Below are 20,675 nucleotides of genomic sequence, written 5' to 3'. Positions count from 1 at the left end.
AAGTCTCCCGCCCCTTCCACCCGACCGCCCCGGCGAACGCCGGGGGAGGCGCAGGAACTAGGCCTTCTTCAGAGCCTTCACCGCCAACGAGACCCCCAGCCCGATCAAACAGACGAAGAAGGCGACCTTGGTGAGCGCCCCCGCCACGTCCACGACGAAGCCGAGGACCCCGAACAGGATCATGAGCGCGAGAAGGAGAGCGGCGAGCTTAAGCATGGGGGATAAACGCGGGCGACGGACGGGGGTTCCCGTCGGGCCCTACCCCTTCCAGAGGCCGATCGCTCCTTTGGGCCCGCAGAGCACGGCCGACGTCTTGGAGGTCAGGCGCGCGCTGTTCATCGGCGCCGTCGAAACCCGCTCGAACGCGCCGCCATCGCGGCTGACGATGGTTCCCGCAAGGCCGGTGGCCATCACCGTCCGGCCTCTGGCCGAGATTCCCGACAGATAACCCGGCGGCGCGGCGACGGGCTCGAACCGCGTGCTCCCCGGCGCTCGTCGGGCCAGGTTCACGCCTTCGCCTTGCGGGCTCTTGTAGTCGCCGCCGCAAACCCACAGCGTCCCGTCATTGGCGAAGGTGACGGCGAACGCTCCTTTTGACGGGGCGTCCGCCAGGATCGGCGTCTCCATCGCCACGAAGGCCTCGCCGCCGCGCGACAGATAGACCCGCGCCTTGCCTGCGCCGCCCGTGCAGAACGCCACCTGCCCTCGAAGGCCGATGGCGACGCAGCCATTGCTGGCGGCGAAAGCGCCCTCGTTCGGCGCGGCGAGCGGCACACCCTTGGGGTCAAGTCGGGTCCAGGTCTCGCCCGCGTCATCGGTGTAGAGCACCGTGAACCGCCCTTGCGTCGGGTCCCCGAGGATGTAGCCGCGCTTGTTGTCGACGAAGGTGAGCGAGTCCCAGAAGCCGTCCGGATCCCGGTTGACCGCGATCCGCGTCCAGGTCTTGCCGCCATCCTGGGTGCGCCAGAGCTGCGAGGCCTCACCTGGCCCGGCGCTCATGGCCAGGACATGCTGGTCGTGGAACGCATGCAGTCCCCGGAAGTCGAGCGCCTCGGCGCCGAGGATCCGAGAGGCGTCCTGACGCTGCCCAACACCGCGAACGACCCACCCCTTGGAGCCGGACGCCCAGTAGGTCGTGCCGCCGGTTAGCGAAAGCCCTCGCAGCTCGCTCTCGGTCGAGGACGCGGAGATCACCAGGCCGCCGGACGCCGCGGCGGGCGTTGCGGCGAAGGCGGAGCCCGCGATGATGAAGTTTCTGCGGTCCATGCCAGCCCTCCCCGAGTACGAGGCCATGGCTTCCAGCGAAACCACGCCGAGCGCAACCCAAAATCCCCGTCCTACGGCCAGGCCTGAGCCGATCTCCCTCCAGTGCACCTGACGAGGACTTGTCGCGCGAGGCTGGGGCGTGACGGCCGGCTGATCCCGGGGCGCTTGGGAGATCACATCGCCGCGTGCTTGGCTCGCGTCGTGTCGTCCAGACGCAAGAACCGCGCCGCATTGTTGTAGAGGATGTCGCGCTTTTGCTGGGCGGAGAGGAACGGCGCCTCGTCGATCACCGCGATCGACCGCTCGATCGTCTCGGGCCAGACCATCTGGTCGGAGCCGAACATCACCCGCTCGCCAAAGCCCGCGTCGACCAGCGCCTGCAGGTAGCGGTAGAAGGCCGGGCGCGGCTGCGAATAGACGATGACGCCGGTGTCCACATAGACCTGCGGATGGGCGTAGAGCAGCGCCAGGGTGTCATCCAGCATCGGATAGCCCGCATGCATCACGTTGATCCGCAGCTTGGGATGCTTGACCAGCACGTCCTCCAGCAGAAGCGGGCTGCTGAGCCGGGCGCGATAGCCGGCCCCCGGCAGATAGGCCACGCCGGGCGGGCCGGGGCCGATATGAATCGCGACGGGCACGTCCGCAGCCTCGGCGGCGGCCCACAGGTTGTCCAGCCGCGGATCGTTGGGCGCGATCCCCTCGTACTGGAAGCCAAGCTCGCCGATCACCGCCAGCTGGCCGGCGGCCTTGGCCTTGCCGAAATCGTCCATCAGCACCTTGGGTTTGGAGAGATCGGACATGGTCGGCATCAGCCCCGGCAGCACCCGGTCAGGAGCCAGAGCCCGCCAGGCCATGACCCGCTTATAGGGTCCGCTGACCACACCGATGATGTTGCGCTTGGCCATGATCGCCAGGGTCTTGTCGCGGATCTCGTCGTCTGTGGTCGGCGACCAGATCGGATCGGCGCATTTGGGCGCCTTGAACATGGCGATCAGACCGGTGGTCCACGGCTGGCGCTGATCCCAGGTCGGCATCGGATTGATCGGCGCGCACATGGCCAGCGGCGGCGGCCCCTGCTCGTCGGCGGCCGAGGCGTGCAGGTGCATGTCGATGATCGGATCACTCGCCCACGCGGGCGCCGCGAAGGCCAGAAAACCAGCCACAAGCATCGTCACGGACATTCGGCGCATCGGCCCTCGCTTGGATCATCACCAGGCGATGGGATAACGTCGGTCGCTGGCCGTCCCAATGGAGACCACGGGCGGTGGACTGTAAATCCCCCAAGAGCGCACGGTCTGGTTTGGTCCACGACAGGTCATCTGACGACAAGCCTTCGCACAGGCCAGGCCCGTGCTTGACCCCATCGCTGGCGCGCCCATAACTCCCCCATGACCGACGCTTCCCTTGCCCCGATCGCCTTCGCCGAGTTTGTCAGGGGCCTGCCCAAGGCCGAACTGCACATGCATATCGAGGGCAGCCTCGAGCCCGAGCTGATGTTCGCGCTGGCCAAGCGGAACGGGATCACCCTGCCCTTCGCCTCAGTCGAGGAAATCAGGGCGGCCTACGACTTCTCGAACCTGCAGGACTTCCTGGACATCTATTACCAGGGCGCGGGCGTGCTGATCACCGAAGCCGACTTCAAGGACCTGGCGCTCGCCTACTTCCAGCGTCTGGCGGCCGACGGTGGGACCCACGCCGAGATCTTCTTCGACCCTCAGACCCACACCGATCGCGGGATCGCCTTCGACACGGTGATGAACGGCCTGCTGGCCGGCATGGACGAGGCCGAGAAGACGCTGGGCGTCACGTCCAAGCTGATCCTGTGCTTCCTGCGTCACCTGTCGGAAGAGGCCGCGTTCGAGACGCTGGAACAGGCCAAGCCCTGGCTCGCCAAGCTGGCGGGCGTGGGCCTGGACAGCTCCGAGGTCGGCCACCCGCCGGCCAAGTTCGCCCGCGTTCTCCAGGCCTCGCGGGACCGGGGCCTGAAGGTCGTCGCCCACGCCGGCGAGGAAGGCCCCCCGGCCTATGTCTGGGAAGCCATCGACCTCGTGAAAGTCGACCGCATCGACCACGGCAACCGCGCGCTGGAAGACGAGGCCCTGACCGCGCGCCTGGTCAAGGACGGCATCACCCTGACCGTCTGCCCGCTGTCGAACCTGAAGCTGTGCGGCGTGCCCAGCCTGGACGTCCATCCGCTCAAGCGCATGCTGGACCTAGGCCTGAAGGCGACCGTCAACTCCGACGATCCGGCCTATTTCGGCGGCTATCTGCTCGAGAACTATCTGGCCACCGCCGGCGCCGTGGGCCTGACCCGCGACGACATCGTCACCCTGGCCAAGAACAGCTTCGCAGGCTCGTTCCTGAGCGAGGGCGAAAAGGCCGAGCGGATCGCGGGGGTCGAGGCCTACGCGGCGGCTCACTGAGCCGCCGGCCATGCCCGTCATCGCCGCCACCGCCTACAAGGCCGGACAATCTGTCCGCGCGCTGGATCTCGCCGAGCCCGAGGCGCTGACGCCGCGTCCCGGCGAGTTCGTCTGGATCGGCATGGTCGAGCCTACGCCAGATGAAATGCAGGTCCTCGGCCGCGTCTTTGGGCTGCATCCGCTGGCGATCGAGGACGCCCTGACCGCCCGCCAGACCCCCAAGGTCGAGATCTATGGCGACCAGCTGTTCGTGGTGGCCAAGACGGCGCATCTGGAAGGCGACCGCATCGCCTACGGCCAGACCGACTTCTTTGTCGGGCGCCAGCACCTGATCACCGTGCGCCATGGCAGCGCCCGCGCCCACACCGAACTACGCGCCCAGCTGGAGGCGACGCCGGGCCTGCTCGCCCATGGCGTCGACTACGTGCTGCACGCGGTGCTGGACTTCATCGTCGACGGCTACATGCCGATCGTCGACCAGATCGAGGAAGAGCTGCAGGGGATCGAACAGCGGGCGCTGGACGCCTTCCTGAGCCGCGCCGAGATCACCCGTATCTTCGCCCTGCGCCGCGCGCTGATGAAGTTCAAGAAGATGCTGGGCCCGATGGCCCAGGTGGCCGGCGCCCTGGAACATCACGACCTGCCCTGTATCGACAGCGAGGTGCGGATGTACTTCCGCGATGTCCATGACCACGTGCAGCGCACCGAGATCCTGGTCGACGGCCTGCGCGAGGTCCTGACCTCGGTGTTCGAAATCGCCAGCCTCCTGGAGCAGCAGCGCCAAGGGGTGATCACCCGCCAGCTGGCCGCCTGGGCCGCGATCCTGGCGGTGCCCACCGCGATCGCCGGGATCTACGGCATGAACTTCGAGCACATGCCCGAGCTGAAGTGGGCCTATGGCTATCCGGCCGTGATCGGCGGGATCGTCGTGGTCTGCGGGCTGCTGTACCGGCGGTTCAAGAAGGCGGGGTGGCTTTAGGGCGGCGAGCGCCTACCTTGACCCCTCGCCATTTATGCGCACTAATACACACCATGAACAGTCGTGAGGTGATCGCGGCGCTGGAAGCCGATGGCTGGGTCGAAGTCGCACGGCGCGGCTCTCACGCGCAATTCAAGCACCCGACCAAGTCCGGACGCGTGACCGTGCCGCACCCCAAGCGCGACTTGCCGCTGGGAACGCTGCGCTCGATCGAGCGTCAGGCAGACCTGAAACTGAGGTAGAGCGATGGCCGACTATATCGCCCTGATCCACAAGGACGCCGAGAGCGCCTTCGGTGTGTCCTTTCCCGACTTGCCGGGCTGCATCAGCGTCGGCGAGACGCTTGAAGAAGCCCGCGCCAACGCCGAGGAGGCTCTGGCGCTGCATGTCGAGGGCATGATCGAGGATGGCGAAGCCCTGCCGGCGCCGTCAGCCCTGGACGAGGTCATGGCCAACCCCGGCAACCGCGACGGCGTGGTGATCCTTGTGCCGCTGAAGACCGCCCAGCCCCGGACGGTGCGGGTCAACATCACCTTGCCCGAGACCACGCTGCGCGAAATCGACGCCTTCGCCGAAACCCATGGCTATACGCGTTCAGGTCTTCTGGCGCGCGCCGCCAAGCAGCTGATCGACGCCGCTTAAGCCCGTCCCTATCCCTCCAGCCCCGCCAGGATCTCGTGATGCCGCGCGGCGTCGATCCCGTCGCGCTGCTCCTGCGCCAGGCGGCTTTTGTCGCCTTCCAGCAGAACCAGAGTCGGTCGCTCGTCCGGGGTCTGGAACTGGATCAGTAGCCGCGTGCCCAGGGTCGTGCCGGGATAGGGCGCAAGCTTGTTGGCCAGTTTCGCCGGATGCGGCGGCTCCTCGCGGCCATCCTCCTCGTAGAGGTCGAGATAGCGCTGGAAGACATCGGCCTCGACCTCGGCCCAGGCGCCCCAGCCAAAGTAGTCGTCTTCGCCCTTCAGCGGGACCGGAAGGATGCAGCGGATGAAGTGGCGCTCGCCCCACTGGCAAAGGTCGTCGTCATAGCGGACCTCCGCGCCCAGTTCGGCCTCGGGCAGGGCGAAGACCTCGTCCGGCAGGGAAAAGCCCCAGTCGCGGGTTAGGGCCTCATGCCGCCGGCCGCACGTGGCGCATTCGAGTTTTTCGGCCATCGGAACCTTCGGCTTGAGACGACGGCCGATGCTTAGGCCAAGTTCGCCGCTCAGGCCACCGCGTCGCGTAGGGCGCCGCAGAGGCGGTCCAGCGCTTCGATGTCGAGGTTCGGATCCAGGGTCACCACCACGGTCGAGGCGGCCAGGTGATCGGCGTTGGGCGTTTCGTCGGCGGCGAGCGTGCGATCGCGGACCGAACAGCTCGCCGGCACACCCGCCGCCTGAAGCCTCCAGGCCACTGCGCCGGCGTCGTCGGTCGGCAAGCTCAAAGCGCACACCGGCGAGATCCAGCTCATGCCCCAGCCGGGCTGAAAACCCACGCCGCTGTCGAGCAGCAGAACGCGCAGCTGTTGGGCCGTGCCGCAAAGACGCTGGCGCAGGCCGGGCCAGGCGGCGAGGCCGTCGTCGCCCGCGAAGGGCGCGGCCTCGACGGCGTTGACAGGGATGGCGTTCTCGCAGGCCAGGAACACGCCTTGACCGCTGGGCAGGCCCACCAGCACGGGCACGGGCGCTTCGATGATCACGTCGAAGGCGCCGTGAGCGTCGACGAGAATGGGCAGGCCCGTCTCGTTGCGGAACGCGGCCCAGGCGCGCATGTCGGGCGCGCGACCGTGGGCGGCGGCGGGCAGGATGGCTTCCAGCGGCCCCGGCGCTTCGGGCAGGCGCTCGCGCAGGTGGTCGGTGTCGAACATGGCGCTGAAGGGGTCGACATCGACCAACCAGGCCTTGAGGCCGGCGGCGGCGACGCCGGCGAGGGTCTCCGAATCGGCCAGGGCCGAGACGACGCAGACGCCGCCCTCACGAACGCCCAAGGCCTTCAAGCTCGCGGCGGTGGCCTCGATCCGCGCGGCGAAAGCCCGGGCGGCGACGGGGCGGGCGAAACGCGCGGCCAGGCGCTGTTCGAGATCCGAGGGGTGACCGGCGGCGCTGAGCGCCTTGGCGACAGCGTCGAAGTCAATCGGTGCGCCTGACGCGCGGGTAAGGCTTTTCGCCTCGCGCGCCAGGTCGGCGAGAGCATTGATCGGAGCGGCGACGGGCTTCGGGCGCATGAGCTTGAACGCAATCCACGACGAACCGGGCGACCTGATGGCCGCACCATATGGTTAAGCAACCGTATTCATCGATTCCGCTCGCCCTAATGCGGCGCGCGGTCGCGGCAAAAAACGCCGCATGACGCTACTCAGTAGGCGACTTCTGCCATGAGTCGCGCAGTTCGCGCTTCAGGACCTTACCAATATGGCTGCGCGGCAAACTGTCCACGACGACGACCTCGGCGAGTCTCTGGGTCTTGCCGACCTGGCCATTGACGAAGGTCTTGATGGCGTCGGCCTCGGCGACCTGCCCTGTCTTCAGCGCCACGAAGGCCACCGGCGTCTCGCCCCAAGCGTCGGACGGTACGCCGACCACGGCGGCCTCGACCACCGCCGGATGCTGGACCAGCACGGCCTCCAGGTCAGACGGGTAGATATTGAACCCACCGCTGATGATCATGTCCTTCTTGCGGTCCATCAGGGTGAGGAAGCCCTCTTCGTCGAAGCGGCCGACATCGCCGGTGCGGATGAAGGTCCAGCCCTCGGGCGAGATCCAGGTCGCCTCGGCGGTCTTGTCCGGGCGGCCATGGTAGCCGTTCATCATGCTGGCCGAACGACCGACAATCTCGCCGACGACGCCGGGGCCGACCTGCTGGCCGTCCTCGTCGATCAGCCGAATGTCGTGACCCGGCGCCGGACGCCCGACCGTGTGCAGCTTGTCGGGGTGCTCATGCGCCATGAGGATGCAGGTGCCGCCGCCTTCGGTCATGCCGAAGTACTCGACCAGGCCGCCGGGCCAGCGCTTGAGAACCTGGGCCTTGAGTTCGGCGGCGAACGGGGCGCTGGTGCAGAACTTCATCCGCGTGGATGAGAGGTCGTAAGCGTCGAAATCCGGGTGCTCCATCAGCCGGCGGTACTGCACCGGCACCAGCATGGTGTGGGTGATGCGATGCTGGGCGGCCAACGCCAGATAACGCCCCACGTCGAACTTCTTCATCAGCACCACGGTCCCGCCGCCCGCCAGGGTCGGGAAGAAGCAAACCAGCGTGGTGTTCGAATAGAGCGGCGTCGACAACAGGCTGACCGGCGCGTGGCCATAGCCGATCGCGTCGCCCACGAAGATGTGCTTCCAGCGCATACCGTGCGACTGGATGATGCCCTTGGGCGTGCCGGTCGTGCCGCTGGAATAGATGATGTTGAACGGGTGCTTGGGGCCGATCTCGACCGGCGCGGGCGTGACGCCCTCGGGGGCCAGCCAGGCGTCGAAGGCCTCGCCGGCGGCGGAGCCATCGAGCGCGATCTGGCGAACGGGAACCGGCGCAGGCTTCTGGGCCTCAGCGACGCCAGCGTCCAGAAAGAACAGCTTGGCGCCGCAGTCGGCGACCATCACGGCGATGGAGTCCGGCGTCGACGACGGCGCGATCGGGGCCACCGCGACGCCGGCTCGCAGGGCGCCCAGGAACAGCGCCGCGTAGGGAATGGACGACAGGGCGCAGACCGCCACCGCTTCGCCGGGCTTGACGCCATCGCGTTGAAGGGCGGCGGCCACCCGGTCGACCAGCCCGTCGAACTGGGCGTAGGTGACGGCCTCGCCCGTCTCCATGACCACCGCCAGACGATCGGGATTTTCCCGGGCCCGCTCGCGCAGGACGTCACCGATGGTCCCGTAGTCGGCGGCGATCATGGCGGCGAGGGTGGACATGGTAAACGCCTCACGGAAGCGCCCTTCCCCCTTGGATGGGGGAAGGGTTGGGGATGGGGGTGACACCGTCGGACGTGGGGGCGCGGCCTTAGCCGCCGCGTCACCCCACCCCTACCCCTCCCCATCAAGGGGAGGGGATTGGCGTTAGGCGTCCTTGAAGCCCTTGCCCTCAGCCACCAGGCGCTCCAGCAGGGCCGAGGGCTTGAAGTCGTCGCCGAGCTCGGCGTGGAACTGCTTCATCTTGGCCAAGACCTTGTCGAGGCCCACCAGCTCGCCCCAGAACATCGGGCCGCCGCTATAGACCGGCCAGCCGTAGCCGTTGATCCAGACGATATCGATGTCGGAGGCCCGGATGGCCTTGCCTTCCTCGAGGATCTTCGCGCCCTCGTTGACCATCGGATACAGGCACCGCTCCAGGATCTCCTGGTCGGTGATCTCGCGGCGCTGGATCTGGCGCTTCTCGGCGAAGTCGCGGATCACCTCCTCGACGACGGGCGAAGGCTTGGCGTTGCGGTTCTCGTCGTAGTCGTAGAAGCCCTTGCCGTTCTTCTGGCCGCGGCGGTCCATCTCGCAGAGGACCTCACGCACGGTCGAGGAGCTGGTCTTGGCCGGATCCCAGCCGATGTCGAGGCCGGCCAGGTCGCTCATCGCGAACGGCCCCATCGGCAGGCCAAAGTCGTACAGCACCCGGTCGACGTCCCAGGGCATGGCGCCTTCCAGGATCAGCTTCTGGGCCTCGCGCTGGCGCTGGGCCAGCATGCGGTTGCCGACGAAGCCGTAGCAGACGCCGACCAGAACCGGGACCTTGCCGATGGTCTTGGAGAGCTTCATGCAGGTGGCGATGACCTCTTTGCTGGTCGCATCGCCCCGCACCAGCTCCAGCAGGCGCATGACATTGGCCGGCGAGAAGAAGTGGGTGCCGATCACGCTTTCAGGCCGGCTGGTGCAGGCGGCGATCTCGTCGACGTTCAGGTACGAGGTGTTGGTGGCCAGGATCGCGCCGGGCTTGGCGATCTTGTCCAGCTTGGTGAAGACCTCCTTCTTGATCTCCATCAGCTCGAACACGGCCTCGATAATCATGTCGCAGTCGGCCAGCGCCTCCATCTCCATGGAGGGGGTCAGCAGCGCCATGCGCTTTTCGACATCGTCCTGGGTCAGGCGGCCCTTCTTGGCGGTGTTCTCGTAGTTCTTGCGGATGACGCCCACGCCGCGTTCGAGGTTCTCCTGTTTGGCCTCGATGATCGTCACCGGGATGCCGGCGTTAAGGAAGTTCATGGCGATGCCGCCGCCCATGGTGCCGGCGCCGATGACGCCGACCTTCTTGACCGGGATCGTCGCGGTGTCGTCCGGCACGTCCGGGATCTTGGCGGCCTGGCGTTCGGCGAAGAACACATAGCGCTGGGCGGCCGACTGGCTGCCGGTCATCAGCTCCATGAACAGCTTGCGCTCGGCCTTCAGGCCTTCGTCGAAGGGCAGATTCACCGCCGCCTCGATGCACTTGATGTTGTTCTCGGGGGCCATGAAGCCCCGGAACTTCTTGGCGTTGGCCTTGCGGAAGGCCTCGAAGATCTCGGGCTTGCCGCGCGCGGCCTCGACCTTTTCGGAAAGGTCACGGACCTTGTTCAGCGGGCGGTTCTCGGCCAGCACCGTCTTGGCGAAGGCGATGGCGCCTTCGCGCAGCTTGCCCTCCTCGACCAGCTCGTCGAACAGGCCCATGGCGTGCGCCGCCTTGGCTGGCACGTGCTGACCGCTGGTCACCATCTCCAGCGCCTTCTCGACGCCGACGATGCGCGGCAGACGCTGGGTGCCGCCGGCGCCGGGCAGGAGGCCGATGTTCACTTCCGGCAAGCCAGCCTTGGCCGACGGAACGGCGACGCGATAGTTGGCGACCAACGCCACTTCCAGGCCGCCGCCCAGGGCCGTGCCGTGGATGGCGGCGATGACCGGCTTGGGCGAGTTCTCGATCGTATTCTGCACGTCTTGCAGCGACGGGCCGGTCATGGCCTTGCCGAACTCGGTGATGTCGGCGCCGGCGATGAAGGTCTTGCCCTCGCAGATCAGCACGATGGCCTTGACGGCCGCATCGGCGATCGCGGCGTCAAAGGCCCCGGCGAGACCCTCGCGGACAGCGGCCGACAGTGCGTTGACCGGCGGCGAGTTCAGCGTGACGACGCCAATATCGCCTTCGACGGAAAAATCGGTGACGGCGTTGATCGCGGCCATGGCGGCTTCCACCCTTGTTTTCTTAGTTTGAACGGTTGTTTGACAGCAGCGTGCATGCTCCGCCGCCGATGTCCAGACCTCCCTGACGGCGCCCAATTAACGAGCGCCCCCAGTTGACGGCCCGAAATCCATACTACAAATTCGAAACCAGAAGTTCGGCCGAGATCATCCGTGGGTTCGGAGGCGCCGCCGGGGGGCTGACCGGCGCCGCACCCGTCTGAAATCCAGAGAGAATGATCCGCGCCGGGGAGGGCGTTCGCGGAAATTCATGGGCTTTGGACGCGCCTTGCACGCGTCCTGACGTTTCGAAGTCGGTGGATTTCGCGAGCGTGACGTATTGCTCGCAATGCGTCGGACTTTGGTAAAGCGCAACTCGGCGCGGGAGGCTCTCCCGCGCCGTTTTCTTGATGGGGTTAAGCGCCCCCCTACCCCGCCGCCTCGGTGAAGCTCGAATAGACGAGCGTGCGCAGCTCGCGACGGATCGGGTACGACGTCGACGGCATCAGCTGTGTCATGAACACCACCGCGAGGTCTTCGACCGGATCGATCCAGAACGCGGTCGAGGCCATGCCGCCCCAGAAGTACTCGCCATGGGAGCCCAAGTTCTTGGTCCTGGCCTGGTCGATGGTCATCGCAAAGCCCAAGCCAAAGCCCAGCCCCTCGAACACGGCTTCGCTGAACAGCGACTTGGACGCCTGAACCAGCTCCTGACCACCCGGCAGGTGGTTCATCGTCATCAGCTTGATCGTCTTGGGGCTGAGCAGGCGCACGCCGTCCAGTTCACCGCCGTTCAGCAGCATGCGGCAGAAGCGCATGTAGTCGTCGGCGGTCGAGACCAAGCCGCCACCGCCGGACTTCACCGACGGGTCGGACAGGTACCGGCTCTTCTCGGGATCGTCCTGCAGCACAACCTTGCCCGACGGCGTCAGGGCGTAACAGGCGGTGAAGCGCTCGCGCTGGCCTTCCGGCACGAAGAAGCCGGTGTCGACCATCTTCAGCGGGTCGAAGATCCGGGTCTTCAGGAACACGTCGAACGGCATGCCCGAGATCGCCTCGACCAGATAGCCCAGCACGTCGGTCGCAACCGAGTAGTTCCAGGCCTCGCCGGGCGAGAACTCCAGCGGCACCGTGCCCAGCGTCTCGACGAAGGTCTTCAGTCCGCCTTCGCTGTCCACGCCATCCAGCTTCAACTTGCGATAGGCCGCATCGACATTGGTCCGCTGCTGGAAGCCGTAGGTCAGGCCCGAGGTATGGCGCAGCAGGTCGATGGTGCGCATGGGCTCCTTGGTCCGCGTCGTCTGGAAGGCGCCTGCGACGCCGGCCTGGAAGACGCCCAGATCCCGCCAGGCTGGGATGAAGCGGTGCACAGGATCGTCGAGCGAGACCAAACCCTCCTCGACCAGCATCATGAAGGCGACGCTGGTGACGGGTTTGGTCATCGAATAGATGCGGAACAGGCTATCAGCCTTGAGGGGTTTGCCGCGTTCGAGATCGGCGCTGCCCAACACCGAAGTGTAGGCCAGCTGCCCGCGCCGCCAGACTTGGGTCAGGGCGCAGGGCAGTTTTCCCGAGTCGATGTACTTGGCCTGGATGAAGCTATCGATGCGCTTCAGGCGCTCCGACGACAGTCCTACGGCTTCTGGCGTGCTCAACGTCCTGCTCTCCCCTTTTTCACGTCTTGATTGGCTTGGATCAGGACACACGCCGAGGCGTTATGCCGCAACGTAAACTTTACCCGACCCTGCGCATCATCGATTGAAGACGAGCGAAGCAGGATGGGCAAGCACTTGGATACCGAGGCTGCCACCAGAATCGAAGCCGCTGCGGCTGACTGGTTCTTCCAGAACAGCCTCGACATGTTCGTCGTGCTTCGCGACAGCAAGATCATCCGCGTCAATCCCGCCTGGAGCCAGCTGACCGGCTGGGCTGTCGACGAGACCCTCGGCCGTCAGGTCCGCGATTTCTTCCACCTGCACGACACCGAGGTGCTGACCGCCGCGGGCCAGGCCCTGCGCACCGTCGGCCACGCGCACAGCGAGAACCGGCTGGCCCGCAAAGGCGGTGGCTGGCTGTGGGTCCGCACGCAGTCGACCCTCCTCGAGGGGGGCGGCCAACTGATCGTGTTCCAGGACATCAGCGACGACCGCGCGCGAGAAGCCTCGCGACTGCAGGCTGAACGCTCCAACGAACTGCTCCGAAACGCCGCGGGCGTCTATGTCTGGCGCTTCAATCCGCGCAAGGGCGTCTACGTCTTTGATCAAGATATCCCGACGCCCAGCGCGCCGGAGGGCGGCGCGCGGACGATGACGGTCGCCGAGATGACCCTGTCGATCCACCCCGACGACCGCGCGCGGGTCTGGCAGGCGTTCTCACGAACGCTCCAGACGGGCGAGCACGTCGAGCTTGACTACCGTTATCTCGACCCGGGGGCCGAGGAGTGGATCCACCTGCATGTGGCCTGGCGCGGCGTACGCGGGTCCAGCCCCGACGCCTTTGACGTCATCGGCATTACCCAGAACGTCAACGAACTGGTCGCCGCCCGCGACGCCGCGCTCGCCGCCGCCGAGGCCAAGTCGCAGTTCCTGGCCAATATGAGCCATGAGATCCGCACGCCCATGAACGGCGTGCTGGGGGTGTTGCACCTGCTGAAGAATGAAAAGCTGTCGGATGACGGCCGCCGTCTGCTCACCGAGGCGCTGGGTTGCGGCCAAATGCTGTCGGAGCTGCTGAACGACATCATCGACTTCTCGAAGATCGAGGCCGGCAAGCTGGAGTTGTCCGCCGAACCCGTCTGTCCGGCCGAACTGCTGCGTGGCGTCGCCGACATGCTGCGCGCCCAGGCCGAAGCCAAGGGACTGTACCTGCGGGTCGAGGCTTCGCCCGATCTCGGCTGGGCGACGACCGACCCCCTGCGTCTGCGCCAGGCCCTGTTCAACCTGATCGGCAACGCCGTGAAATTCACCCTGAACGGCGGCGTCGTCGCGCGGCTGTCGGGACGGCGGATCGACACGCCCGACGGCGCGCGCTTGCGCCTGCGCTTCGAGATTGACGACACCGGCGTCGGCATCGGCGAGGAAGCCGGAGCGCGCCTGTTCGAACGCTTCCGTCAGGGTGACGGCTCAACAACCCGGCGCTTCGGCGGTTCTGGCCTGGGCCTCGCCATCTGCCGGCGACTGGCCGAGATGATGGGCGGCGAGGTCGGCTTCGAGAGCCAACTGGGCAAGGGCTCGACCTTCTGGCTGGAGGTCGAGGCGCAGGCCTGCGCTCGCCCGGACTTGCAGGAGACAGAGGCCGACGGCCCGCTCTTCGACGGGCTCAGTGTCCTGCTGGTCGAGGACAACGCGACCAACCGGCTGATCGCCACGCGCATGCTCGAAGCGCTCGGCGCAAGGGTGACCACCGCCGAGGATGGCGCACAGGGCGTGACGGCGGCGCGCCAGGGCTTTGACCTGATCCTGATGGACATCCAGATGCCGGTGATGGACGGCGTCGAGGCCACCCATCGTATCCGCGCGATCAAGGGCCCGGCGGGCGCCGCGCCGATCCTGGCCATGACCGCCAATGCGATGGCGCACCAGCAGGCCGGCTATCTGGCGGCGGGGATGGATGGGGCGGTCGCCAAACCGCTCTCGCCGATGGCGCTCGCTCAGGCGATCGCCGCTGTCCTGGACGGGGACCGCCCGACGGCGCGCAAGGTTTCCTAGGCTGCGGTGAAAAACAGCTCCGCCTTGCAACAATCCTGACAAAACGAGGCTGTAGGCACCCACTATTGTCCCGCGACGGACGGCGTTGGCCTTTCAGCCAACCCGAGGGACGCCTAAGTTGGACGCGAGAGTCCAGTGGCCGGCGCGACCGTCGGTCGTGATGGGACCCGAGGATTTGAAGGTGATGGACGACGGTCGGATCGCGGGAGCGGCGACGGCGCGCTACGCGCGGAAGAAGGAGACGATCCTGGCGGCGGCCACGACGATCCTGAACCGCCAGGGCGTGCGCGGCATGACGCTGGCCGATGTCGCCGCCAGCGTTGGCCTCAACACCACCAGCGTCACCTACTACTATCGCAAGAAGGACGATCTGGCCGCCGCCTGCTTCATGCGCGGGCTCGAGCGTTTCGAGGCGATGGTCGAGCAGGCCGCCGTCGAAGCGAGCCCCGCCGCGCGGATCGTCAAGTTTCTGGATCTCTATCTCGACCTGAACCGTCGCGTCCGTATGGGCGAGGCGACGCCGCTGACCAGCTTCGCCGAGATCAAGGCGCTGAAGGAGCCCTTGCGGGGCTCGGTCATCGGCGCGTTCAACGACCTGTTTCGGCGGGTGCGGAGCTTCTTCGACGATCCGTCTCTGGCGCACCTCGACAAGCGCCAGCGCAACGCGCGCACCCATCTTTTGATGGAGCAGGTGTTCTGGTCCGGCCGCTGGCTGCGCCGCTACGATGTCGAGGACTACGGCCGGGTGCTCGAGCGGATGAGCGACATCCTGCTGAAGGGCCTGCCGGCGGCGCATGGCGCATGGGCCCCTCGCCCCCTGCCCGATCCGACGCCTCTGTCGCCCGAGGGCCTGGAGTGGCGCGAAACCTTCCTGGTGGCGGCGACGCGGCTGATCAACCAGCGGGGCTATCGCGGCGCTTCGGTCGAGGAGATTTCTGCGGCGCTCAATGTCACCAAGGGTTCGTTCTATCACCACCACGACGACAAGGACGCGCTGGTCACCGAGTGCTTCGAGCGCACCTTCACCGTCACCCGCCGGTCGCAACTGGACGCCCGCGCCCTGCCGACCGACAGCTGGACCCAGCTGGTGTCGACCGCCGCTGGACTGACCAGCTATCAACTGTCCGAGCACGGCCCCCTGCTGCGCGCCTCGTCGCTGGGCGCGCTGCCCGAGCCGCTGCGAAGCGACATGGCTGATGGCTACATGCGGGGCTGGCAACGCTTTGCGTCGATCATCTCGGATGGTGTCGCCGATGGATCGATCCGGGCGGTCGACGCCAGCATCGCCGCGCACATGATCAACTCGATGCTGAACGCCGCCGCCTCGCTTGAGGCCTGGGTTCCCGGCCTGCAGCGTGAGGAGGCTGCGGATCTGTTCGCCCGTCCGCTGCTGACGGGGCTGCTCAGCTAGCCGCTCTTCACGCGGCGCCGCGGCCAATTAACCATAGGGCGCCCAAGCCAGCGGGCGGCTGCTAGCATCGAGACCTCGATTCGCTAGAAGTCGCGCGCCATGACGACGATTAATCCGTATGCGTCGACCTATGCGCCAGGCCTCTCTGCAGGCCAGACGGCGGCGCAACGCGCCAGTCAGGCGGCCGCCCAGGCCAAGACCCGCGACCAGAGCGAGACCATCAACACCCCGGCGGTGAACGTCACCCTGTCGCCCGCCGCCCAGGCGGCGCTGAAGGCGCAGACCGACTCCCGAACGATCGAGACGGTGGTCGCCGAGGCCAGGACCCAGATCACCGCACGCCTGAAGGCGGCCGGCGCGGCCAGCGCGCTGAAGGACGGCGCGCCCACGATCGACCTGACGGCTCTGGATCGGCGCGCGCTGCATGCGGTGGCCAGCAACAAGGGCGGGCAGTTCCCGATGGAGCAGCAGGTGGTCGCCGCCCTGGGCCTGAAATCACAGCAGGACGCCGTGCTCGCCGCCCCCGCCGCTCAGGCCAGGCTCACCGGCGACTACGCAAGTCTCTATCAGGCGGCGCTGGACCATCTGGACACGGCAGGCCCCGAGGAGAAGGCTTCCGCCGCCTGGGCCCGCGATCACGAGGCGCTGGTCGAGGGGCGCAAGCAGGCCATCGCCCGCCCGGGTCTGGCGCCGGCCGGCATCGCGAACGACAGCGTGGCCGCCTACATGAAGGAAACCGGCAGCGCCGTGGCCGGAGCCAAGACCCGAGACTTCGGCAAGGTCGCCGGCGATGTCCGCCTGGCGCTGGACAAGCAGTACGAACTGGCCTTCGCCCCCGAGGCCGCCAAGGACCGCGACAATGGCGAGATCGACTTCCGTCGTTTCGACGATCGCTCGCTATCCGCCATCGCCCTGAACAAGGACGACCAGTTCTCGACCCATGAGATCGCTCAGGCCAAGGCGGAAATTCGTACTCGCGACAGCGCCGCCATCAAGGCCAGCTACCAGTCCACCGCCGACGAGGCCGGCGGCTTTGGCAAGGCCATGATCACCCGCTACGCGGCCATGACCGCTGAAGAACGACAAGCCGCCGGCTGGACGCCCGAGATCTACGCCAAGATGACGGATCTGCAGGCCTCGCGCGAGAAGCTGGCGCAGATGTTCAACGCCGACGGCTCAGTGGCCGGACCCGCGAGCCTGCTGGACTGGCTCTAACTCCCAGCCGAGGCCCTCCAACGCGACCCTTGGTCCGCGATCTGGCTGCAGCGCGCAGCGCCAGACAAGAAGACGGCGCGTCCTTGGGGGAAGGACGCGCCGCAAGTTCCCACACGCTCCGAGGAACTAGAACTTCTTACGCAGGCCCACCTTGTAGGTGCGGCCCAGCGGATCGCCGGTGAAGGGGTCGTAGCCCAGGTCGAGCCGGGCGTAGGACGGGTCCTTGTCGAAGATGTTGGTGATCGCCAGGGTCGCTGTGGTGTCCCAGGGCAGGAAGACGCGATAGGCGAGGTTGGTCAGGATCTGCTTTTCGATCTTCTTGCCCGCGCTGACCGTGACGCCCGCGCCCGTGGTGTCCTTGTAGGCGTTGGTCGCGAACGGCGCGGTGCGCTGGTCGGTGTAGGCGCCGATGTAGTGCACCGACAGACGCAGGTTGTGCGGACCAGAACTCCATTCCGCATAGGCGTCACCCTTCCACTTCGGGATCGGCACGACGGTCGTCTGGTAGTTCAGCAGGCCCACAGCGTCGAACGCCTTCTCCACGGTGATGCCTTCCACCTGGGTGGCGCCGACCTTGTACTTCTGGATGTAGGTCGCCGAGCCGCCGACCGAGACATCCCCGCCCATGACATCCCGGAACCGATAGTCGGCCGAGAAGTCGAAGCCCGCGTTCTTCACCGGCGCGCCGTTGATATAGTTGGTGCGCAGGCGCGCGATGCTGGTCGTCGGGGTGGTGCAGGCGCCGGTAAAGGTGAAGCGCGACACCAAGCCGGCATAGGCTGGATCGGCGCAGTTGTTCGCGCCGGCCGCGCCGTTCGGATAGAGCGAGGCGACCATGCCCGCGACCGGCTCGGCGACGATGGGATCCTTAAAGTCGAAGTAGAAGTAGTCGACGCTGGCCTTGAAATCCCCTGTCTTGAACAGGAGGCCGAAGTTGTAGGTCTGGGCCTTTTCCGGCTTCAGGTTCGGGTTGCCGTAGATGTCGACGGCGCGGAACACGCCCAGAATGCCCTGCAGCGAGGTCACCGAGGTGGTGGTGGTCAGCGGATCCGGCGGCCCGCGGAACGTCGAGCCGGCCGAGGCGCGCAAGGCCAGCCACGGCGTGGCCTGCCAGCGCAGCGAGGCCTTCGGATTGAAGGTCGAGCCGACCGCGCCGCCGTACTGCTCGAAGCGCGCGGCGAGCTGCGCCTGGAAGTCATCGGTGATCGGCACGGAGAGTTCACCGAACGCCGCCGTCACGTCGCTCTGATTGTCAGCCTCATTGCCGACGCCCAGGAACATGAACGGCCCGTTGCGCACCGAACCTGTGCAGGTGGTAACGCCGAAGTCCGGCGTATTGACGCACGGGTTGATCGCCGCGTTGCTGATGTCGTTGTAGTCGGCGGTGAAGTAGCTGCGGCGATACTGAACGCCCGCGGCCCAGGCGATGTCGCCGCCCTTCAAGGTGATGTTGGTCTTGCCGTTCAACACCGCCTCGCCGACGAACAGGCGCGAGGCCTGCTTGGTCGACAGCTTCTTGAAGAACCAGTCGACCAGATCCTTGTTGTTGGCCAGAGCCGGGCTGTAGCCGGCGTTGGCCTGGCCCGTGATGGCGTTGCCCGGGATCGCGCTGGCGAAGGGGTTGTAATACATGCACTGACCGACGCCGGCCGTGCCCTGGACGCCCGGCAGCGACGGGTTGCTGTCGCAGAGTGGGCCGCCCAGGCCCTGCAGCGCCAGGGCGAAGCGGTTGACCAGCGTGTCATAGCCGGTGCGAATGCCGATCTCTTGGGAGTAGGTCAGGGCCACGTCCCAGCCGATGCCGTTCTCGAACTCGCCCGAAAGGTCGGCCGACACCCGGAAGGCGTCGAACGACCGCGCGCCGATCGAGGGCCCATAGCCGAACTTTGGATTGCCGCCGATGCCGAACGGCCGGTTGGCGGCGTTGATCGCGCCGAATGCGAAGACGGAGCTGGGAACGGTGGAGACCGCGCCGGTCACCAGGCTGGACAGCTGCACCGTCGGATTGGCCGCCATGAAGGCGATCAGGCCAGGGTTGGAGGCCGGCACGATGTAGCGCCCGGGAACGGGTGAGGCCTCGGCGGTCGGCACGGCCAGGGCGGCGTAGGACGGCGAGGTGTTCCACTCGGGCACGTCGGTGTGCGCGTAGAGGACCTCGATGTGTAACTTGGTCGTGGCCGACAGGTCCGCGTTGGCTTCGGCATAGGCCTGGATCGCGTTGGACTTTTCGACCAGGTTGTCGAAGGGCGTATAGTGCCAGTAGCAGACCGGCGTCAGGCCGCTGAAACCGGCGAAACCGCCCAAGCTCGAGCAGGCCGGGTCGCGCATGCCGTTGGTGGTGCTGGCCAGCGGAATGAAGGTCGACGGGTTGCCGGCGGCCGACCAGCCCGCCTCGGGATTGCTCAGATAGGACTGATTGGCCCAATCGCGCTCAGCGACCGAGAGCTTCGAGCGATGTTGCCAGCCCAGGCTGGCCAGGACATTGCCGTTCTCCCAGACCTTGCCCCAGGTGAAGTTCAGCCCGTAATCGCCGTCCGAACCGTTGATGTGACGGTAGTCGGCGCCGACCTCCAGACCCTCGAAGTTCTTCTTGGTGATGAAGTTGACGACGCCGGCGATGGCGTCCGAGCCATAGGTGGCGGCCGCGCCGTCCTTCAGCACTTCCAGGCGGCCGATGGCGGCGGCGGGGATGATGTTGGTGTCGACGATGCCGGCTCCGGCCTGGCCAAACGGATTGATCGCCAGGCGGCGGCCGTTCAGCAGCACCAAGGTGCGTTGTGACCCAAGACCCCGCAGGTTCACCGAACCCGAGCCTTCCGACCCCTGGGCGCGGCTATCGAACTGGTTGGTGTCGCCCAGAACGCCGTTGGAGACCGAAAGCGCCTTGAGCAGCTCGACGGTGGAGGGCGACCCGCGCTTCTGCAGCTCCTCGGCGCCGATCACCTCAACCGGCAGGGCCGCATCCTCGGGCGTTCCCCGGATGAAGGAGCCCGTGACGACGACCTCCTCGACCTGGGTCGACACATCCGGCTTCTGGGCCTGTTGGGCCTGAGCCGCGCTCGCCATCGCCAGGGCCAGCGCAAGGCATGATCCCCCACGCAGGAAGCTGCTTCTGTTCATTCGTATTCCCTCCCTCGGTTCGTTCTTGATTGGCCGGTCGTCTTTTCGCGGGGCCATATCGCGTTCAGCTGGGCGGCGGCGTTCCTGACAGGATCCCGGCGCGCGCCTCGGCGCGGATGCAGCCGCGCCGCTTAGCGGGTTCTTTTTCGAAACCTTGAGATGCGCCGTAGTAAGCCGACAAGCCTTGATCCCCCGGGGCCGGACGCCTGAAAAGCCACGCAACAGGCTCGCCGACAGCGACGAGTCGGGCGCGCGACGAACTATGTCGAACACCTGTTTCGATGATGCGGTATGTTCTGCCGTCGCGTCAACCTTCGCCAGAAGACACGGTTGCTCGGCGCGTCAATCCACCACACTGCTGACAGGTATGGGATCGAAGGCGCGCAACACTGCGTCCGGCCGGCGAATAGCCCCGTTAAAGCTTTCGAGTAGGGGTTTCCCTCCTGG

15 protein-coding genes and 1 pseudogene are annotated in these 20,675 nt (G+C 66.7%); 7 read left to right on the top strand and 9 right to left on the bottom strand.

Translation table 11 applies throughout. The features are described from left to right. Nucleotides 1–57: 57 nt before the first annotated feature. From CA606_RS02990 to CA606_RS02980, 3 genes are all read right to left on the bottom strand, one after another. Nucleotides 58–216, bottom strand: a complete 159-nt coding sequence (locus tag CA606_RS02990) for a hypothetical protein (protein WP_096052454.1) — start codon at nt 214–216, stop codon at nt 58–60. Between the two features lie 42 nt (nt 217–258). Beyond that, entirely contained in the window at nt 259–1,266 is a 1,008-nt protein-coding gene (locus CA606_RS02985; protein ID WP_096052455.1) for a WD40/YVTN/BNR-like repeat-containing protein, read from the bottom strand. Between the two features lie 173 nt (nt 1,267–1,439). Beyond that, a complete protein-coding gene (locus tag CA606_RS02980; RefSeq protein ID WP_096052456.1) occupies nt 1,440–2,459 on the bottom strand; it encodes an amidohydrolase family protein in 1,020 nt (339 codons plus the stop codon). Nucleotides 2,460–2,657: 198 nt separating this feature from the next. Here CA606_RS02980 and CA606_RS02975 point away from each other — a divergent pair, with 198 nt between their 5' ends. Genes CA606_RS02975 through CA606_RS02960 form a run of 4 tightly spaced genes read left to right on the top strand, consistent with a single transcriptional unit; the run spans nt 2,658 to nt 5,313 of the window. Next, entirely contained in the window at nt 2,658–3,692 is a 1,035-nt protein-coding gene (locus CA606_RS02975) for an adenosine deaminase (protein ID WP_096052457.1), read from the top strand. A 10-nt stretch (nt 3,693–3,702) separates the two neighbouring features. Continuing rightward, entirely contained in the window at nt 3,703–4,671 is a 969-nt protein-coding gene (corA, locus tag CA606_RS02970; protein ID WP_096052458.1) for a magnesium/cobalt transporter CorA, read from the top strand. Between the two features lie 53 nt (nt 4,672–4,724). Next, nucleotides 4,725–4,913, top strand: a complete 189-nt coding sequence (locus CA606_RS02965; RefSeq protein ID WP_010921020.1) for a type II toxin-antitoxin system HicA family toxin — start codon at nt 4,725–4,727, stop codon at nt 4,911–4,913. Between the two features lie 4 nt (nt 4,914–4,917). Beyond that, nucleotides 4,918–5,313, top strand: a complete 396-nt coding sequence (locus CA606_RS02960) for a type II toxin-antitoxin system HicB family antitoxin (RefSeq protein WP_096052459.1) — start codon at nt 4,918–4,920, stop codon at nt 5,311–5,313. Between the two features lie 8 nt (nt 5,314–5,321). Here the strand turns inward: CA606_RS02960 and CA606_RS02955 are convergent, their stop codons facing one another. From CA606_RS02955 to CA606_RS02935, 5 genes are all read right to left on the bottom strand, one after another. Further along, nucleotides 5,322–5,822 carry a DUF2199 domain-containing protein gene (locus tag CA606_RS02955; protein ID WP_096052460.1) on the bottom strand — a complete coding sequence of 167 codons (501 nt, stop codon included), beginning with the start codon at nt 5,820–5,822 and terminating at the stop codon, nt 5,322–5,324. Between the two features lie 50 nt (nt 5,823–5,872). Further along, complete coding sequence (locus CA606_RS02950; protein WP_096052461.1) at nt 5,873–6,871, bottom strand: DegT/DnrJ/EryC1/StrS family aminotransferase; 999 nt, start codon at nt 6,869–6,871, stop codon at nt 5,873–5,875. Between the two features lie 127 nt (nt 6,872–6,998). Then, on the bottom strand, nt 6,999–8,555 hold the full coding sequence (locus CA606_RS02945; protein WP_096052462.1) for a class I adenylate-forming enzyme family protein: 1,557 nt from the start codon (nt 8,553–8,555) through the stop codon (nt 6,999–7,001). Between the two features lie 144 nt (nt 8,556–8,699). After that, the gene (locus tag CA606_RS02940) at nt 8,700–10,790 is read right to left on the bottom strand and encodes a 3-hydroxyacyl-CoA dehydrogenase NAD-binding domain-containing protein (RefSeq protein ID WP_181242750.1); all 2,091 of its coding nucleotides are present in this window, start codon (nt 10,788–10,790) and stop codon (nt 8,700–8,702) included. 413 nt (nt 10,791–11,203) lie between these two features. Beyond that, on the bottom strand, nt 11,204–12,430 hold the full coding sequence (locus CA606_RS02935; RefSeq protein WP_096052463.1) for a serine hydrolase domain-containing protein: 1,227 nt from the start codon (nt 12,428–12,430) through the stop codon (nt 11,204–11,206). 123 nt (nt 12,431–12,553) lie between these two features. Between CA606_RS02935 and CA606_RS02930 the strand changes: the two genes are divergently transcribed. The 3 genes from CA606_RS02930 to CA606_RS02920 all read left to right on the top strand — a co-directional run bounded on the left by CA606_RS02930 (nt 12,554) and on the right by CA606_RS02920 (nt 17,108). Continuing rightward, nucleotides 12,554–14,482, top strand: coding sequence for an ATP-binding protein (locus CA606_RS02930; RefSeq protein WP_096052464.1), 1,929 nt, complete (start codon nt 12,554–12,556; stop codon nt 14,480–14,482). 175 nt (nt 14,483–14,657) lie between these two features. Further along, a complete protein-coding gene (locus CA606_RS02925) occupies nt 14,658–15,893 on the top strand; it encodes a TetR/AcrR family transcriptional regulator (protein WP_096053894.1) in 1,236 nt (411 codons plus the stop codon). Between the two features lie 99 nt (nt 15,894–15,992). Beyond that, on the top strand, nt 15,993–17,108 hold the full coding sequence (locus CA606_RS02920; protein WP_096052465.1) for a hypothetical protein: 1,116 nt from the start codon (nt 15,993–15,995) through the stop codon (nt 17,106–17,108). A gap of 126 nt (nt 17,109–17,234) precedes the next feature. On the opposite strand, the pseudogene CA606_RS02915 reads toward CA606_RS02920, so the two are convergent. After that, nucleotides 17,235–20,602: pseudogene (locus CA606_RS02915) on the bottom strand (TonB-dependent receptor). Nucleotides 20,603–20,675: the final 73 nt, after the last annotated feature.

The organism is Caulobacter vibrioides, assembly GCF_002310375.3.
GTDB lineage: Bacteria > Pseudomonadota > Alphaproteobacteria > Caulobacterales > Caulobacteraceae > Caulobacter > Caulobacter vibrioides_D.
This window is presented reverse-complemented; position numbering and strand designations above follow the sequence as displayed.

Bases quoted from the DNA above. Each gene is read 5' to 3' on its own strand.
- CA606_RS02955 (WP_096052460.1), bottom strand. From the start codon at position 5,822: ATGGCCGAAAAACTCGAATGCGCCACGTGCGGCCGGCGGCATGAGGCC.
- CA606_RS02960 (WP_096052459.1), top strand. From the start codon at position 4,918: ATGGCCGACTATATCGCCCTGATCCACAAGGACGCCGAGAGCGCCTTC.
- corA (WP_096052458.1), top strand. From the start codon at position 3,703: ATGCCCGTCATCGCCGCCACCGCCTACAAGGCCGGACAATCTGTCCGC.
- CA606_RS02975 (WP_096052457.1), top strand. From the start codon at position 2,658: ATGACCGACGCTTCCCTTGCCCCGATCGCCTTCGCCGAGTTTGTCAGG.
- CA606_RS02950 (WP_096052461.1), bottom strand. From the start codon at position 6,871: ATGCGCCCGAAGCCCGTCGCCGCTCCGATCAATGCTCTCGCCGACCTG.
- CA606_RS02990 (WP_096052454.1), bottom strand. From the start codon at position 216: ATGCTTAAGCTCGCCGCTCTCCTTCTCGCGCTCATGATCCTGTTCGGG.
- CA606_RS02945 (WP_096052462.1), bottom strand. From the start codon at position 8,555: ATGTCCACCCTCGCCGCCATGATCGCCGCCGACTACGGGACCATCGGT.
- CA606_RS02965 (WP_010921020.1), top strand. From the start codon at position 4,725: ATGAACAGTCGTGAGGTGATCGCGGCGCTGGAAGCCGATGGCTGGGTC.
- CA606_RS02985 (WP_096052455.1), bottom strand. From the start codon at position 1,266: ATGGACCGCAGAAACTTCATCATCGCGGGCTCCGCCTTCGCCGCAACG.
- CA606_RS02920 (WP_096052465.1), top strand. From the start codon at position 15,993: ATGACGACGATTAATCCGTATGCGTCGACCTATGCGCCAGGCCTCTCT.
- CA606_RS02980 (WP_096052456.1), bottom strand. From the start codon at position 2,459: ATGCGCCGAATGTCCGTGACGATGCTTGTGGCTGGTTTTCTGGCCTTC.
- CA606_RS02930 (WP_096052464.1), top strand. From the start codon at position 12,554: ATGGGCAAGCACTTGGATACCGAGGCTGCCACCAGAATCGAAGCCGCT.